General features: G+C 61.7%; 15 protein-coding genes. 7 read left to right on the forward strand and 8 right to left on the reverse strand.

The genetic code is table 11. The features are described 5' to 3' along the window. Positions 1 to 5: 5 nt before the first annotated feature. Positions 6 to 164 carry a hypothetical protein gene (locus NW809_RS05285; RefSeq protein WP_414401682.1) on the forward strand — a complete coding sequence of 53 codons (159 nt, stop codon included), beginning with the start codon at positions 6 to 8 and terminating at the stop codon, positions 162 to 164. 157 nt (positions 165 to 321) lie between these two features. Here NW809_RS05285 and NW809_RS05290 read toward each other — a convergent pair whose 3' ends face one another. The 3 genes from NW809_RS05290 to NW809_RS05300 form a co-directional block, all read right to left on the reverse strand. Further along, entirely contained in the window at positions 322 to 1,359 is a 1,038-nt protein-coding gene (locus NW809_RS05290) for an S-layer homology domain-containing protein (protein WP_414401679.1), read from the reverse strand. A 500-nt stretch (positions 1,360 to 1,859) separates the two neighbouring features. Further along, positions 1,860 to 2,774 carry a S1 RNA-binding domain-containing protein gene (locus NW809_RS05295; RefSeq protein WP_011430091.1) on the reverse strand — a complete coding sequence of 305 codons (915 nt, stop codon included), beginning with the start codon at positions 2,772 to 2,774 and terminating at the stop codon, positions 1,860 to 1,862. A gap of 153 nt (positions 2,775 to 2,927) precedes the next feature. Then, entirely contained in the window at positions 2,928 to 3,368 is a 441-nt protein-coding gene (locus NW809_RS05300; protein WP_011430089.1) for an RrF2 family transcriptional regulator, read from the reverse strand. A gap of 129 nt (positions 3,369 to 3,497) precedes the next feature. On the opposite strand from NW809_RS05300, the gene NW809_RS05305 reads away from it, so the two are divergent. Both NW809_RS05305 and NW809_RS05310 read left to right on the forward strand, forming a co-directional pair. Then, positions 3,498 to 4,493: an AAA family ATPase gene (locus tag NW809_RS05305; protein ID WP_011430088.1), complete on the forward strand. Its 996-nt coding sequence runs from the start codon at positions 3,498 to 3,500 to the stop codon at positions 4,491 to 4,493. A gap of 53 nt (positions 4,494 to 4,546) precedes the next feature. Further along, positions 4,547 to 4,957, forward strand: coding sequence for a hypothetical protein (locus NW809_RS05310; protein ID WP_099812188.1), 411 nt, complete (start codon positions 4,547 to 4,549; stop codon positions 4,955 to 4,957). Positions 4,958 to 5,015: 58 nt separating this feature from the next. Here the strand turns inward: NW809_RS05310 and NW809_RS05315 are convergent, their stop codons facing one another. After that, positions 5,016 to 5,447 carry a DUF1818 family protein gene (locus tag NW809_RS05315; RefSeq protein ID WP_049749741.1) on the reverse strand — a complete coding sequence of 144 codons (432 nt, stop codon included), beginning with the start codon at positions 5,445 to 5,447 and terminating at the stop codon, positions 5,016 to 5,018. A 66-nt stretch (positions 5,448 to 5,513) separates the two neighbouring features. On the opposite strand from NW809_RS05315, the gene NW809_RS05320 reads away from it, so the two are divergent. From NW809_RS05320 to NW809_RS05330, 3 genes are all read left to right on the forward strand, one after another. Beyond that, complete coding sequence (locus tag NW809_RS05320; RefSeq protein WP_011430086.1) at positions 5,514 to 7,253, forward strand: SpoIID/LytB domain-containing protein; 1,740 nt, start codon at positions 5,514 to 5,516, stop codon at positions 7,251 to 7,253. A gap of 8 nt (positions 7,254 to 7,261) precedes the next feature. Then, entirely contained in the window at positions 7,262 to 8,338 is a 1,077-nt protein-coding gene (gene era / locus NW809_RS05325) for a GTPase Era (protein WP_011430085.1), read from the forward strand. 71 nt (positions 8,339 to 8,409) lie between these two features. Further along, the gene (locus NW809_RS05330; protein ID WP_011430084.1) at positions 8,410 to 9,012 is read left to right on the forward strand and encodes a glutathione S-transferase family protein; all 603 of its coding nucleotides are present in this window, start codon (positions 8,410 to 8,412) and stop codon (positions 9,010 to 9,012) included. Positions 9,013 to 9,197: 185 nt separating this feature from the next. Here NW809_RS05330 and smpB read toward each other — a convergent pair whose 3' ends face one another. After that, positions 9,198 to 9,662 (reverse strand): SsrA-binding protein SmpB, encoded by a 465-nt coding sequence (gene smpB, locus NW809_RS05335; RefSeq protein WP_011430083.1) that lies wholly within the window; start codon positions 9,660 to 9,662, stop codon positions 9,198 to 9,200. A 35-nt stretch (positions 9,663 to 9,697) separates the two neighbouring features. Continuing rightward, positions 9,698 to 11,077 carry a ribosome biogenesis GTPase Der gene (der, locus tag NW809_RS05340; protein ID WP_011430082.1) on the reverse strand — a complete coding sequence of 460 codons (1,380 nt, stop codon included), beginning with the start codon at positions 11,075 to 11,077 and terminating at the stop codon, positions 9,698 to 9,700. Between the two features lie 165 nt (positions 11,078 to 11,242). On the opposite strand from der, the gene NW809_RS05345 reads away from it, so the two are divergent. Then, on the forward strand, positions 11,243 to 12,439 hold the full coding sequence (locus NW809_RS05345; protein ID WP_011430081.1) for an aspartate aminotransferase: 1,197 nt from the start codon (positions 11,243 to 11,245) through the stop codon (positions 12,437 to 12,439). A 3-nt stretch (positions 12,440 to 12,442) separates the two neighbouring features. On the opposite strand, the gene NW809_RS05350 is transcribed toward NW809_RS05345, so the two are convergent. Both NW809_RS05350 and NW809_RS05355 read right to left on the reverse strand, forming a co-directional pair. Further along, complete coding sequence (locus NW809_RS05350; protein WP_414401680.1) at positions 12,443 to 13,651, reverse strand: Coenzyme F420 hydrogenase/dehydrogenase, beta subunit C-terminal domain; 1,209 nt, start codon at positions 13,649 to 13,651, stop codon at positions 12,443 to 12,445. Between the two features lie 199 nt (positions 13,652 to 13,850). Further along, positions 13,851 to 14,433: response regulator transcription factor (locus tag NW809_RS05355; RefSeq protein WP_414401681.1), on the reverse strand; the 583-nt coding region annotated here is incomplete at its 5' end.

The following is a 14,433-nucleotide window of genomic DNA, read 5'->3' on the forward strand; positions in this document are numbered from 1 at the left end:
CGGCGATGGGGGTCTTCGTCACCGCCTTTGGCCTCCTCGAAGAGGACGGGATCCTGTGCAGCTTGGGATCCCTGATCTGTGTGGCGGCGGGGCTGCTGACCACTTCCATTTTGGTGGGCCTGTGGCTGGGGGGAACGACTCTGTTGGATTGGCTGAGAAGATAGCCTTTTGCCCTCACTCCCAACCCCGGCCCCCCCTATATCCCCCCGTGTACGGGGGGATACGGAGTTGGGGATCGAGGCAACGCCCAGCTTCACCGATGGAAAGACGGTGACGAAGTTGTATCGCCTGTGTCTTGTTGCAACGGACACCCCCGCGCCGCTAGCGGGATTGAGGGACCAGCGCCAGATCCTGGGTGAGGCGCAGCTCGATCACCTGGTTGGGATCCAAAACTACCACCTGTGGCGCCGTGACGTTGCCGATCACCGCTCCGGCCACCCCAGCCCCCAGCACTTCTTCTGTGGCAATGGCATTGTCGCCGGTCACCAAGCCGAGAATGGCGCCCGCTGCCGCGCCGATGGCCGCATCTTGGATGATTTTGCCCGTGGTGGTGTAGCGAGGATCCTTAACATCGTGGATCACATCCGATTGGGCAGCCAAGGGGAACAGTTGGTTGTTGGCGATGATGCTTTCTGCCACAAAGCGCGTGCCCCCCGGTGCCGGCTCAAAGCGGCCATCCACCCGCGAGCCGAAAGGCACCAGGATGTCCCCCTGGGCGTTGCGAATCGGGGTGCGGACGATCAAGGACAGGGGGCGAGTTTCGTTGGGAGCGATGAAGAGGCGCTCGTTGAAGGGGGTGGTGGTCTGCATCAGGGTGCCCGCCGCCAGCGTGGAAAGGCGCAGGTCAAAGCCCGCCGGGGGGGTGGAAACCCAACTGCTCGGGTTCTGGGCCACCAGGGATCCCCGATTGAGCAGGGCCTGGTGGGTAAAAGCGGCCACCTCGGCACGGGTGGCAGGGCGGTTCGGCTCCAAAAGCATAGGATCCGGGTAATTGACAATCAGGCCGGCACGGTTGGCGGCTGCAAGTTGTGCCAGGGCCCAGTTGGGAATGGCTGCCGCGTCGCGGTAGCGGCTGAACAGCTCGCTCGGCTGAGCCGCGGGGATGGCACTCGTGTTGCCAAGGGCGTTAGTCAGGATCACCAGCGCCTCGGTGCGAGTAACGGGCTGTTCGGGTCGGAAGGTGCCGTCTGGGAAGCCGTTCAACACCCCTTGAGAGGAGAGGGTCTCGATATAGGCTTGCGCCCAGTGGCCAAAGGTGTCGCGAAAAGGAGCGGCCATGGCCACCTGGCAGTGGATGCCCAGTGCGGCTCCCGATAGGAGTAGGCTGGCTGTGCGTGGGGTCAACAGAGAGGGAAACATCGTGCATTCACCAAGTTGTCGTAGCGCCCATTGCTGGGTCAATAGCTACTCTTATTCTGGCTATTTCCTCAGTGGCGGCAATAGCTAAAACCCTTGCTGTGTCCTAATTTGAGCATTTCCAACCTAAGATTTGCATGGAAACGCAATAGCGGAGGATTGGTAAGGAAATCTCTTCATCTCTGTTGCGCCAGCATCGCGTATAGACAACACCCCAGCCTCAGTTGCTGTTCACGGCATTGCCACTCTGTACAAGTTTGAAACAGCCCCCCAGGGCTCCGCAGTGCCAGGGAGTTGATGCTGGCAGGACATAGGATCCAGCCCCCCTCCCAGAAGGAGAGGGAAGCTGAGCATCAGGGATAAGGGGTGCTGTTTCCACAGCCGGTGGCTACGAAAGGTCCCCTGCTGCTGGCGGGATTGGGGGATCGGCGCCAAGTCTTGGGTGAGGTCCAGCCCAGGGATCCGGAAGGCTCGCCCAGGAGCGCCTTGGCAGTCGGTATGGGTTAAATGACCTTGCCCTCGGACGTGATTCTCCCCTTCAGTTTGCCGGCCCGCTCTTCAGCTTCCTCGGTAATGAGGGCCAGTTGCTCTAACACCTCGCCGGGGTATTTTTCCAACACCCGCAGAGAGAGCGCTACCCGCCCTTTGGCCTCATCCACATCGATGACCACGGCCTTGAGCGGCTGACCGGGCTGGAACAAGTCGGATAAGGAGGCGACAAAGCTTTGGCTGACCTGCTTGATGGGCAACAGCCCGCTGCCCCCCTCCTCCAGCTCCACGAAAACGCCGAAGGGCTTGAGGGCGCTGACCTTGCCCCGCACCACCTGACCGGTGGTGTAGATTCCCAGGCTCTCAGCTTGTCGCGCTACTCGCTGGGAGAGCACCAGCTTGTTGGCAGCGGGGTTGACCTCCAACAAACTGGCGGTCAGCGATTGGCCCACCAGCTCTTCTAGATTTTCCCGTTGGTTGAGATGCGAGCGAGGAATAAAGCCCCGCAGCCCCTGCACGTCCACCAGAACCCCGCCCTTGTTGGTGCCGATCACCAGGGCAGTTACCGTCTGGCCGTTGGTCTGTTTTTCGGCCAGCTCTTCCCAAAGTCGCTTCAGCCGCAGCCGCCGCGCCGAGAGTACGATTTGCCCTTCCGAGTCCTCTCGCAAGATGAGAAAATCGGCTTCGCTTTTGAGGGGAAAAAGCTCGCTCAAATCCTCTCCTGAGCGGATCCCGGCTTCTTTCAGGGGCAAAAAGGCCGGCGACTTGCCGCCGATATCCACCAGCGCCCCATCGTTCTGGTGCTGGAAGATGCGGCCTCGCACCACCTGTCCCGGTCGAAAGTCAAGGCTTTGCGCCTCCAGAGCCTTGGCAAAATCTTCCGAAGAAAACGTATCGGCAGCCTGAGAGCGAGGGGAGCGAAAGGTCATGGAATGCAAAGGAAGCAATTCAAGAGGCAATGGGTTTCAGGATAACCCAAAACTTGACAGGGATCCCAGCCCCTCTCGTTCGCCTCGGCGGGAAGAGGTACTCACCCTCTTGAGAGGAGGCCAAGCCCAGGGCATCGACACCGGCAGCTTCCTCTAGATGTAGTACATCAACCTGGCCTGTTGCTGTTGCGCCTGCCGGTCGCAGAGGTCTTGCAAGGTCGTTTTTTGGAGAATGCCCACCGCTGCCGCCTGGGCATCTTGCCAAGCCTGCCAGAGCACCTGGCGCTCCGGCGAGAGATCGCCGCTGGGCAAGTCGCGGGGGCGGGTGAGATCTTCTCCCTCGATGGCCTGAATGATGTCCAATAGGGAGATCTGCCAGGGCGGTCGAGCCAGAGAGTAACCTCCTTTGGCGCCCCGCTGGCTGCGTACCAGGCCCTGCCTGCGCAGCGTGGCCAGCAACTGCTCCAGATAGCGGTCGGGAATCGACTGGTGGGCTGCGATCTCCTTAATCTGCAATACCCGGCCGTCATGGTAGTGCTGGGCCAACTCCAGAAGGGCCAGGAGAGCGTACTCACTTTTACAAGACAGTTCCAAAATACCCATCCTTCCTGCAAGGATCAGGTCTATGATACTCCGGTTTTCCACCGGGGTTTTGTGGGATCCCCTTTGGGTTGCCGGTGGGTTGGGCCTGTATGGTGGAATAGGCCCCTTTGGGAGTGGTTTATGGCAAGTGTTGGCACCCTGTCCGGTTCAGCGCGGATCCCGGCGGAGCGATTGCAAACTTTGCGGCAGCAGATCGGCAAGCTGATCGCCAACGTCGAGTCGGTGTTTCAAGGCAAGCCACGGGTGGTGCAGGCCGTGGTGACGGCCCTGGTGGCGGAAGGCCATGTCCTCCTGGAGGACGTGCCGGGAGTAGGCAAAACCACGTTGGCGCGGGCCATTGCCCGCAGCTTGGGGGCCAAGTTTCAGCGAATTCAATTTACCAGCGACCTCTTGCCGACTGACATTCTTGGCCTCACCCTTTTTAACAAAGAGAAAGGGGAGTTTGAATTTCGCCCAGGCCCCATTTTTGCCCATGTCATCCTGGCCGACGAGATCAATCGCACCTCTCCCCGCACCCAGAGTGCCCTGCTAGAGGCAATGGCGGAAAAGCAGGTTTCGCTGGACAACCGCACCTACCCGCTGCCCAGTCCCTTTATGGTGTTGGCCACCCAAAACCCCTTGGAGTATCACGGCACCTATCCCCTCCCGGAAAGCCAGTTGGATCGGTTTCTGGTGCGGCTGTCCATCGGCTACCCCAGCCCTGAGGTGGAGCGGGCTTTGCTGCTGCAGCGACAGCAGGCAGAGCCGGTGGAGGCTCTCCAGCCGGTGCTTTCCCTGGCGGAGCTGCGGGAGATCCAGGCGGCGGTGGATCAGGTGTACCTGGATGGATCCCTGGCCGACTATCTGCTGCAGGTGGTGCAGGCGACGCGTGCCTCCAGGCTGTTGCGGGCCGGCGTGTCCACCCGCGGGGCGTTGGCCTTGGCAAGGGCAGCACGGGCGCAGGCGTTGGTGAGAGGGCGGAGCTTTTGCCTACCAGAAGATCTGCAAGCTTTGTTTGTGCCGGTGCTGGCCCATCGCATTTCTTTGGCCGGATCTGGGGACATGACGAGCAACCGACGGCAGGAGGCAGAGGCCGTCATCCGCGACATCGTGGCAACGGTTGAGCCGCCAGTTTGAGGAGGGATCCCTTAGGCGATAATAGGAGCCAGCGGTCTTGGGCAGAACTGCGGATGTCGGATCCCAATCAAGAAATTAAAGACCTCATCCTGGCTTTGGACAAAAAGCTGGAGGGAATCGACCGCAAGTTGGAAATCCAAGTGACGGAGATCAAAAGCGAGATCCGGCTGGTCAAAACCGACCTGGAAGCCAAGATCGACCTCACTCGCAACGACCTAGAGAGCAAGATCCAAGGCGCTCGCAACGAGCTGGAAGCCAAGATCGACCTCACTCGCAACGAGCTGGAAGCCAAGATCGACCTCAGCCGTAGCAGCCTGGAAGTGAAAATCGCGGAGCTAAGCGGCAAAATGGATGGCTACAGCAAGCGGCTTGACCAACAGGAGTTCATCAGCCGCGGCGCGATCGTGGCCCTAGTCGTTGGGGTGGCCTCAGGGTTTATCAAGTATCTTTTCTTCAGCAATTGATTGGAGTTTGACCTGAGTTGCCTTGGGTTCCTCCCCAAAACCTGCAAGCGGCGGCGGGTCAGCACTCCTGGAATTGGTCGAGGGCACGACACAGCTCCGGGACAACTTCTGCTGGCCAGAAACCCTCACCCCGCCGGCCCTGGTGCAACTGGAGATAGAGGCCCCAAGCAGTGGCGCTGCCACTGGCAACCAACGTGAGGGCAGGAAAGGTCTGCTCCAGCGTAATGCTCTCCTCGGCCATCAGTTGGGAGGCGACAGCTTCCATATCCTGCTGCAGACGATACACCCCCTGCACAAATGCTTGCCATTCTTCTAGGGTTAGCTCCAACGCCCAAGTCTCTCCTCCCACCAGGGCCACAAAAGGGGAGCGCCCAGGATCCCAGCCCAACCGCCAGCCGGATCCCTTGCGTAGAGCAGGAGGAGGCAGGTTCGAGAATCCACCGTCGTTTCCGGTAAAAAGCAGGGAGGTAGAGGGTAGAGGAGCATCCATCGCTGCGGCTAGGCCAGAAAAGATGCGGGTACAATCGACAGGGTGTGTTGTCAGGATAAAGCGGCCATGGCCAGTTGTCAGTCTCCTACTGCCCAACCTCGCCGGTTTTTAAGGACTCCGCTCCGCTGGCGCAAACAGAGCAGCCTCATTTCCGGCTTGGGCCTGTTGCTGACAGCCTTGGTGCTCCGTGCCGCTGACGCGACCGGGGTTCGCAAAGAGGCCGAAGATCCTGTCTTGCCAGCGCAATTGTCTGCAGCGGCCACCCCCGAAAACCCGATCCTGCACGTGGGCATTGTGCAACGCTTTGGCCGTTCTGAGCAAGATCAGGTGGAGCTGGCAGCGCCGCTGGGGTCTTTCCTCACCCTGGAATTTGCCCAGGCAGACGGCAGCACCCAGAGGCAGCGGCTCCCACAAGTTACGGTTGGGATCGTCAACCGCGCCCTGGCCAGCCCGGAAACCGTGTACCGCCTCATCCTCAGCAGCCACAAAAGCTTCGAGAGCGCCGAGGCCAGCGCCAACTCCTGGGAATCTCTGGGCATCCGCACCGAGATCGCCCAACCGCAGGAATGGCAGGTGTGGGCCAGCCGTGCCTACACTCCCCAACAACTGATCCAGATTCAGCAGTATGCCCAGAAAGAAGGGATCCCTCAGGTGCGGCTGGAGGTGCAGGAGCGGCGCGAACGGGCGGAGCTGAGCTGGGTACATGAGCATTTTCGCTACCATCGCACCCGCCTGAGGGTAACCTCCGATGCCGGCTATCTGCGGGTGAACGACCGCTACTATGCCGGATCCATTACCATTCAGCCCAATGCCTACGGCAGCTATACGGTGGTCAACGCCGTGCCCCTGGAAACCTATTTACGGGGGGTGGTGCCCCATGAGGTGGGGCCAGGGGCCCCCTTTGCCGCCATGGCCGCCCAGGCAATTTTGGCGCGCACCTACGCCCTCAAGAACCTGCACCGCTTTCAGATCGACGACTACCACCTCTGTGCCAATACCCACTGCCAGGTTTACAAGGGGCTGAGCGGCACCCATCCGCGGGCCGACGAAGCGATTCGCCAGACCAGCGGCCTGGTGCTCACCTACAAGGGCGAGCTGGTGGATGCCGTTTATTCTTCCACCAACGGCGGCATCTCGGCAGGCTTTGAAGAAGTTTGGGACGGCGAGCCGCGCCCCTACCTGCGCCCGCAGGTGGATATCGCCCACCAGCCAGATCAGCCCTTCGATTTGCGGCAGGAGAGCGACTTCAAGGCCTTTCTGGCCCGGCGGGAGGGTTTCAACGAAGCAGGGGTATCGCGCCTCTTCCGCTGGGAGTTTTCTCAGTCGCTGGAGGAGCTAAACGCCCAACTGCGGGCCGCTCAAGAGTACCTCGGGATCCCTCTCCCCGAGTGGATGACCATCCAGGGGCTGCACGTCCTGGAGCGCTCGGTCAGTGGTCGGGTGCAGGCGCTGCACGTGGACTTGCAGACGCCCCAAGGGCTCCACTCGATTCTTTTGCGCAAGGATCAGGTGCGCCTGGCTTTTCCCCGCCTGTACAGCACTCTGTTTCGCGTGGAACCCCTGAAACAGAGCGGGCGGCTGACAGGCTACCGCTTTATCGGCGGCGGCTTTGGCCACGGGGTGGGGCTGAGCCAGTACGGCGCCTACACCCTGGCGCGGCGGGGGTTGAACGCGGCGCAAATCCTCGCCTTTTACTACCCCGGCACCACCCTGGCCGAGCTGGGATCCCTCTCCCTGCAGTTGCCTGAGGTTTCCCTGGCCTTTGACAGTAGCCAGGCGCAGTCCTGGTCCGGCTACCAGAGATAGGGGGCACGATGGAAGAAGAGCGACGGGAACGCGGCCATCCCCCTCTTCGGGATCCCGCTCCAGAGGAAGGGTGGCAGGAAGGGGCGGCCCAAGCGCCGCCAGAGCTGGCCCCCCCCTACATCCCCCCGTACACGAGGGGACAAGAGGGTGGCCGGGGGGAGGCGGGGCTGTCGGGGATCCCGGTCGCCCCACCGGGGTTTAAGTCGGGATTTGCGGCGCTCATCGGGCGGCCCAATGTGGGCAAGTCCACCTTGATGAACGCTCTGGTGGGCCAGAAGATCGCCATCACTTCTCCCGTGGCCCAGACCACCCGCAACCGCCTGCGGGGGATCCTCTCTTTGCCGCAAGCCCAGATCATCTGGGTGGACACCCCTGGCATCCACAAGCCCCACCACCGCCTGGGGGAGATCTTGGTACACAACGCCCAGGCTGCCATTGGGAGCGTGGATGTCGTCCTCTTCGTGGTGGATGGCTCGGTGCCGGCAGGGCGGGGGGATGCTTTTATCGCCGAGCGGATCCCCAGCGCGACCCCCTGCATCCTCGTCTGCAACAAAGCCGATCTGCTGCCCAAAGAGTCTGCCGCGCGCCAGGCCCACCAAGAGAGCTACCAAGCCCTGCGCCCCGGTGCCCCCGTCGTCTGGGTGTCGGCGTTGGATCCCGGCAGCTTGGCGCCCCTCATCCAGGCCACCGTCGACCTGCTGCCCCCTGGGCCCTACTACTATCCCCCGGATCTGGTGACGGATCAGCCGGAGCGGTTTATCATGGCGGAGTTGATCCGCGAGCAAGTTCTCTTGCACACCCGCGAGGAGGTGCCCCACTCGGTGGCCGTCACCATCGACCAGGTGGAAGAAACCCCCACCGTCACCCGCGTCCTGGCCACCCTCTACGTGGAGCGGGACTCGCAAAAAGGGATCCTCATCGGCAAAGGGGGGGAAAGGCTCAAGCAAATTGGCCAGGCCGCCCGCCTCCAGATTCAAAAGCTCATTGCCGGCAAGGTGTACCTGGAGCTGTTCGTCAAGGTGCGGCCCCACTGGCGGCGCTCCGAGCACCTGCTGCGCGACTTCGGCTACCGCGTTGAAACGTGAAGGGGTTTTGTGGCTGAGGTTGAGCTATCTGGTGGTATTGATGGGGATGCTGCACGTTGAGGTTAACGGCAATGCTGCGACTGTATGGGATCCCGACCTCCGGGAATTGCTACAAAGTAGAGCTGCTTCTCAAACAGTTGGGGATCCCTTACGAGACGGTTGAGGTCAACTCCAGGGTCGGAGAAAATCGCCGCCCCGAGTACCTGGCCAAGAACCCCCTGGGGCAGATCCCGGCTTTGGAGCTGGAAGACGGCACCGTCTTGGCCGAGTCAGCCGCAATCTTGGTTTACCTAGCAGAGGACACTCCCCTCTATGGCCAGACGCGGCTGGAGCGGGCCGAGATCTTGAAATGGCTCCTTTTTGAACAAACCCGCATTGCCCGCTACATTGCCACCACCCGCTTTTGGGTGCGAGCCGGCCAGGCCGAGGCCAATGCCGAGCTAATTGCCCAGAACCTGAAACTCGGTACCGAGGCTCTGGAGATCATGGAAAGCCACCTACGGGAGAAGGAGTTCTTCGTGGGCAACCGCTACACCATCGCCGATCTGGCCCTGTTTACCTATACCCATGTGGCCGAGCAGGGCGGGTTTGACCTCAAGCCCTTCCCCAACATCCGCGCCTGGTGTGAGCGGGTCAAGGCCACCGACCGCTTCTTTCCTCTCCCCGGCGCCTAGAATTTCCCAGTGGTGCCTTTGCAGCCGACCGAGTCGGATCTCGCTTCCAATCCTAGCGGAGGATTTCTCACTCCCAGCCCCTCTCCCTGAGGGAGAGGAAAACTGGAAATTGTTGCCACGAAGGGCTCCAGCGGCTTTGGGCCACCCCCCTCGGAAAATAGGAGCTGCCAGGAGCTTGTCGGGCCCTAGCGCCCCTTGAGCTCCCGCTGGATCTCCCGCCGCGTCTCCCGTTCCTTAATTGCTTGTCGCTTGTCGTGGAGCTTTTTGCCGCGGGCCACGCCCAGGTGAGCCTTGATCCAGCCGCGGTTGAGCACCAGCCGCAGGGGAACCACAGTCAGGCCTTTTTGCTCCACCAGGCCCCGCAGCCGGTCGATCTCGCGGCGGTGCAACAACAGCTTGCGGCGGCGGGTCGGGTCGTGGTTAAACACCTTGCTGGCAGTTCCGTGGGGGGCAACATGCAAGTTGTGCAGCCAGGCCTCGCCATCGCGAAAGAGGGCAAAAGCGTCTTGCAAGTTGGCTTTGCCCGCTCGGATGGACTTTACCTCTGTGCCGGTCAGTTGGATCCCGGCTTCGTAGGTCTCCAAGATCTCGTACTCGAAGCGGGCGCGGCGATTCTCCACCAGGGTTTTGACGTTGGGATCCACAGCCATACGCTTTCAGAAGAGAGCTTCGTCCACCAGAGGGCCTAACGAGAGGCCAGGGAACCCTCCAATTTTTGCACTGCCCGTCCCACCAGGCGCTCGGATTTGCTGCGCCAGCGAAAGCGAATGGGGGTACCGGTGAAGTCGAGGTTTTGCCGGAAGTGCTTTTCCAGGTAGCGGCGGTAGTTCTCTTTGAACAGATCGGGATCGTTGACAAACAGGAGAAAGGTGGGAGGCCGCTCCGCCACCTGGGTGCCGTAGTAGATTTTGCCCTGCTTGCCCTGGCGGTTGGCGGGGGGTGACTGCCAGGCGAGGGCATCCTGGAGAACTTCATTGACCACGGAGGTGGCGATGCGCTTGCGATGGGCGGCTACCGCTGTGTTGACCTCGGCAAAGATCTTGTGGGTGCGCTGCCCCGTGAGGGCGCTGACAAACAACAGGGGTGCCCAGTCAATGAAATAAAGCCGCTCGCGGATCTCGCGGGTGTACTCGTTAATGGTGTGAGTATCTTTGTTTTCCACCGCGTCCCACTTGTTGACAACGATGATGCAGGCGCGGCCTTCTTCTTCGATGCGGCCAGCCAACCGCTGATCCTGCTCGGTTACCCCCTCCAGGGCGTCAATGACCAGCAGCACCACGTCCGAGCGCTGGATGGCTTTGAAGGCGCGGTTAATGCTGAAAAACTCCACCCCATATTCCACCCGGCTTTTTCTGCGGATCCCAGCCGTGTCGATGAGACGATAGCTCTGCCCCTCCCACTCCACCAGGGTGTCAACGGCATCGCGGGTGGTGCCAGCAATGGGGCTGACAATGGCCCGCTCGGATCCCACCAGGCGGTTGAGCAGGCTGGACTTGCCTACGTTGGGCCGCCCTACAATGGCCACGGCGATGGGATCCGGCTCATCTGCGGCTTCTTGGGCCACTTCGGGCAAGTGAGGCAGCACCGCCTCCAACAGCTCGGCTACCCCATTGCCGTGGACGGCAGAACAAGGGATCGGCTCCCCCAGCCCCAACTCCCAAAAAGCCGCCGCCTGCGCCAGGCCCAGTTGCCCCGACTCGCACTTGTTGACGGCCACCACCACCGGCAGGGGTTGTCTGCGCAGCCAATCGGCCAATTCTTTGTCAGCAGGGGTCAGCCCCTCGCGGCCATCCACCACAAAGATTACAGCGTGGGCCTCGGCCATCGCCGCCATGGCCTGCTGACGGATGTGGGGCAAAAACTCGCTGTCGTCGCCGAAGACCAGGCCGCCGGTATCCACCACCCGCAGGCGGCGCCCATTCCACTCCACCTCTTGGTAGAGGCGATCCCGCGTGATGCCCGGCTCGTCGTGGACAATGGCCGAGCGCACCCCCGCCAGGCGGTTGACGAGGCTGGATTTGCCCACGTTGGGGCGACCCACAACGGCTACAAGGGGTAAAGCCACTGCTCCGCTTGCCAAAAAGCCGAACCCAGACTTCTATCCTAGCCTTTGGGATCCCAGATGCCCAAACCCGCTGATCTCAATCATTGCCCTGAAGGCAGCTCTGGCGGTAAGTTAGGTAGCTAACCTCCCATCAGACACCGGCTGCACTCGTTTCCCCTCCTTGCTATGAACCGTGCCCTCGCCCCTGCCCAGCGGCTGAACAAACTGCCTGCCTATGTCTTTGCCCGCTTGGATGAGCTGAAGGCCCGCGCCCGCCAGCAGGGGTTGGATTTGATCGATCTGGGCATGGGCAACCCCGATGGCCCCACCCCCCAGCCGGTGGTGGAGGCGGCCCAGGCCGCCATTGCCGATCCCGCTCACCACGGCTACCCACCCTTCGAGGGCACGGCTAGCTTTCGCCAGGCAATTGCCGAGTGGTATTGGCGCCGCTACGGGGTGGAGCTGGATCCCAATGGCGAGGTGCTGCCTCTATTGGGATCCAAAGAGGGCCTGACCCACCTGGCCCTGGCCTACGTGGATCCAGGGGATCTGGTGCTGGTGCCTAGCCCTGCCTACCCGCCCCATTTTCGCGGCCCCCTGATTGCCGGCGGCCAGATCTACCCGCTGCTGCTGCGTCCGGAGAAAGGATGGCTCATCGACCTGCAAGAGATCCCGCCGGAGGTGGCCAAGCAGGCGCGGCTGCTCTACTTCAACTACCCCAACAACCCGACAACAGCGGTGGCGACCCGCTCCTTTTTTGAAGCAGTGGTGGCGTTTGCTTGCCGCTACGACCTCCTCCTGGTGCACGACCTGTGCTATGCCGAGCTGGCCTTTGACGGCTACCGGCCCACCAGCCTGCTGCAGATCCCTGGCGCCAAGGACTTGGCCGTGGAGTTCCACACCCTCTCCAAAACCTACAACATGGCCGGTTGGCGGGTAGGCTTTGTGGTGGGCAACCGCCAGATTATCCAGAGCCTGCGCACCCTGAAAACCAACCTCGACTACGGCATTTTTGGCGCCCTGCAAAAGGCGGCCGAGACCGCTTTGGCCTTGCCAGATAGCTACCTACAGCAGGTGCAGGAGCGCTACCGCCGCCGACGCGACTACCTCATTGCCCGCCTGGCGGAGTTAGGCTGGCAGATCGAGCCGCCGCGGGCGACGATGTACCTCTGGATCCCGACCCCCCGCACCGCCGACGGCACGCCCGAGGGATCGACGGAGTTTGCCCTGCGGGTTTTGGAGTCCACCGGGGTGGTGGTGACTCCCGGCAACGCCTTTGGGGAAGGGGGAGAAGGCTACGTGCGGATCAGCCTGATTGCCGATTGCGAACGCCTGGGCCAGGCCATCGACCGCTGGGCAGAAGCCGGGATCCGCTACTGCTGAGCCTCAGTCTTTCGGAAGGTGATACTGCTCCACAATCCGCCGGGCAAAGGGAGGGACATGCCGCTCCAGCTTGTGGGGATAGTGGCGGCGCACATAGAGATAGTTGCGGACAAAGTGGGAGTCGATGGAAAAGCGGGCATACTCCAGGCCGCGGGGCCCAAAGCGCTGGATGGCTGCCCCCAGGATCCGAGCCAGCCATAGGGGCAAGCTCAAGGCTTGGTCATAGGCTTGGATCCCCTGTTGCACTGCCGCTTGCCGCGATCCCTGCGAGATCACCGGTTGGGTTTCCAGCTCTTCCCAAACCAGATCCAGGAGCTCCCGCCCGCGCGAGTTGCGCACCACCAGCCACTGCCAGCCAAAGGGGGATCCCATGTAGCCCACCACCAGGTCGGCCAGGCTGTTGACGTAGTCAAAACAGGTGAGGCAGGAGGGGGCAAACACGTCCTTGAGTTCTTTGGTCTTGAGGGCGAAGAAGGGCACCTTTTCCACCGAGCCATCTTCGTGTTTGAAGTGGATGTGGAAATCCTGCATGAACTCGTAGTGCACCACCGTTTGCGGGGAGCGGCTGGTGGTTTCAAGAAACTTTTGCAGCCCGGCGCGGCTGACGTTGTCTACGCAGGGCGTGCCCAACACATAGAGCTTCTCCAGGCCCAAGTTTTTCTCCACCGCCCGCAAAGCCTGGATCTGGCAGCCCACCCCGATCACCAGCAAGCGCTTGAGGCCGCTTTGCTCCACCTGCTCCAGCACGGAGAGATTGGGCGATAGCGTTGGCTTGTTGACCCGCGCCGCCAAGACCGCTTCTGGGGTACGCGCCAAGACAGGCCGTGGCTGAAAGCGATCCCGGGGATCCGCCTGCACGCACACCACCCCTTCTACTAGGCCGCTGCTGAGGGCCTTCATGCCGATGCTGCTGACGATGCCCGTCCACTGGGCACCCGGGATCGGATCCCGCCGGCGGGCCGTGTACATTGCCTCGTAGACGCCGAAGTAGTCGCTGTCGCTGACGGCATCCGATTTGGAGCGCAGCGATTCCCGCGATCGCCCGTGGGTTTGCTCTTCTAGGCGGGTGAACTGCTGGTTCAAAAAGGCACAGGCTTCCTTGACGTGGGCGACGTAGCGGGTATCGCAGAGGCCGCACTGGCTGCACAGCTCCTTGGCCGGGTAGTGGCCGGAGCGGATGGGCCGGGCCGGACGCGGTAAACGGGATCCCATAAGGTCTAAACCGTAGCCGTGGCGGGGTACCTTCTTCAGTTTGCCGCCAAAACCGCAGACGGCGGGCAGAGGAGTTGAAAGATCCCCGATCCTGCCCAACGCTCGCCCGCCCCTCCAGAGTTGCCCCCAGACAGAGAGGAAAAGCCAGATCCCCTGAGTTGCCCTTTTGTCGGCAAGCGGCGATGCAACAAAGGCCCCCTCAGCCTCTGCCCAAACCACTTTCGAGGGCCCAGCGGGCCAGTTCGGTGCGGTTGTGCAGGCCGGTTTTGCTCAGCATGTTGCTGACATGGCTTTCGACGGTGCGCTGGCTCACTCCCATCACCTCGGCAATCTCGCGGTTGGACATGCCCCTGGCCACATACTGGATCACCTTGGCTTCCGTAGGGGTGAGCTCGATTTCCCGATCTAACTTGATGACCGGCTGAATGCCCGCATTCTGCATTTGCAACAGGCGCTCGGTGTGCTTGAGGACGGACTCCACCTGAGCCACCAGCTCTTCCGGCTCAAAGGGCTTGACCAGGTAAACATCTGCCCCCGTGTTGAGGCCGCGCACCCGATCTGCCGTTTGCCCGCGGGCTGACAAAAAGATCACCGGAATCCAGTCCGTCGCGCTGTTGGAGCGAATGGTCTGGACAAACGTGTAGCCATCTATCTCCGGCATCATCACATCGCAGATGACGAGATCCGGAGTCAAGCGGCGCATCACCTCCAGGGCTTCCAGACCATTGCTGGCTGCCACCACCTCGTAGCCGCGAAACTCCAGGTAATCCTTCACCAGGAGG

It is taken from the genome of Synechococcus sp. WC101 (assembly GCF_047461555.1).
Lineage (GTDB): Bacteria > Cyanobacteriota > Cyanobacteriia > Thermostichales > Thermostichaceae > Thermostichus.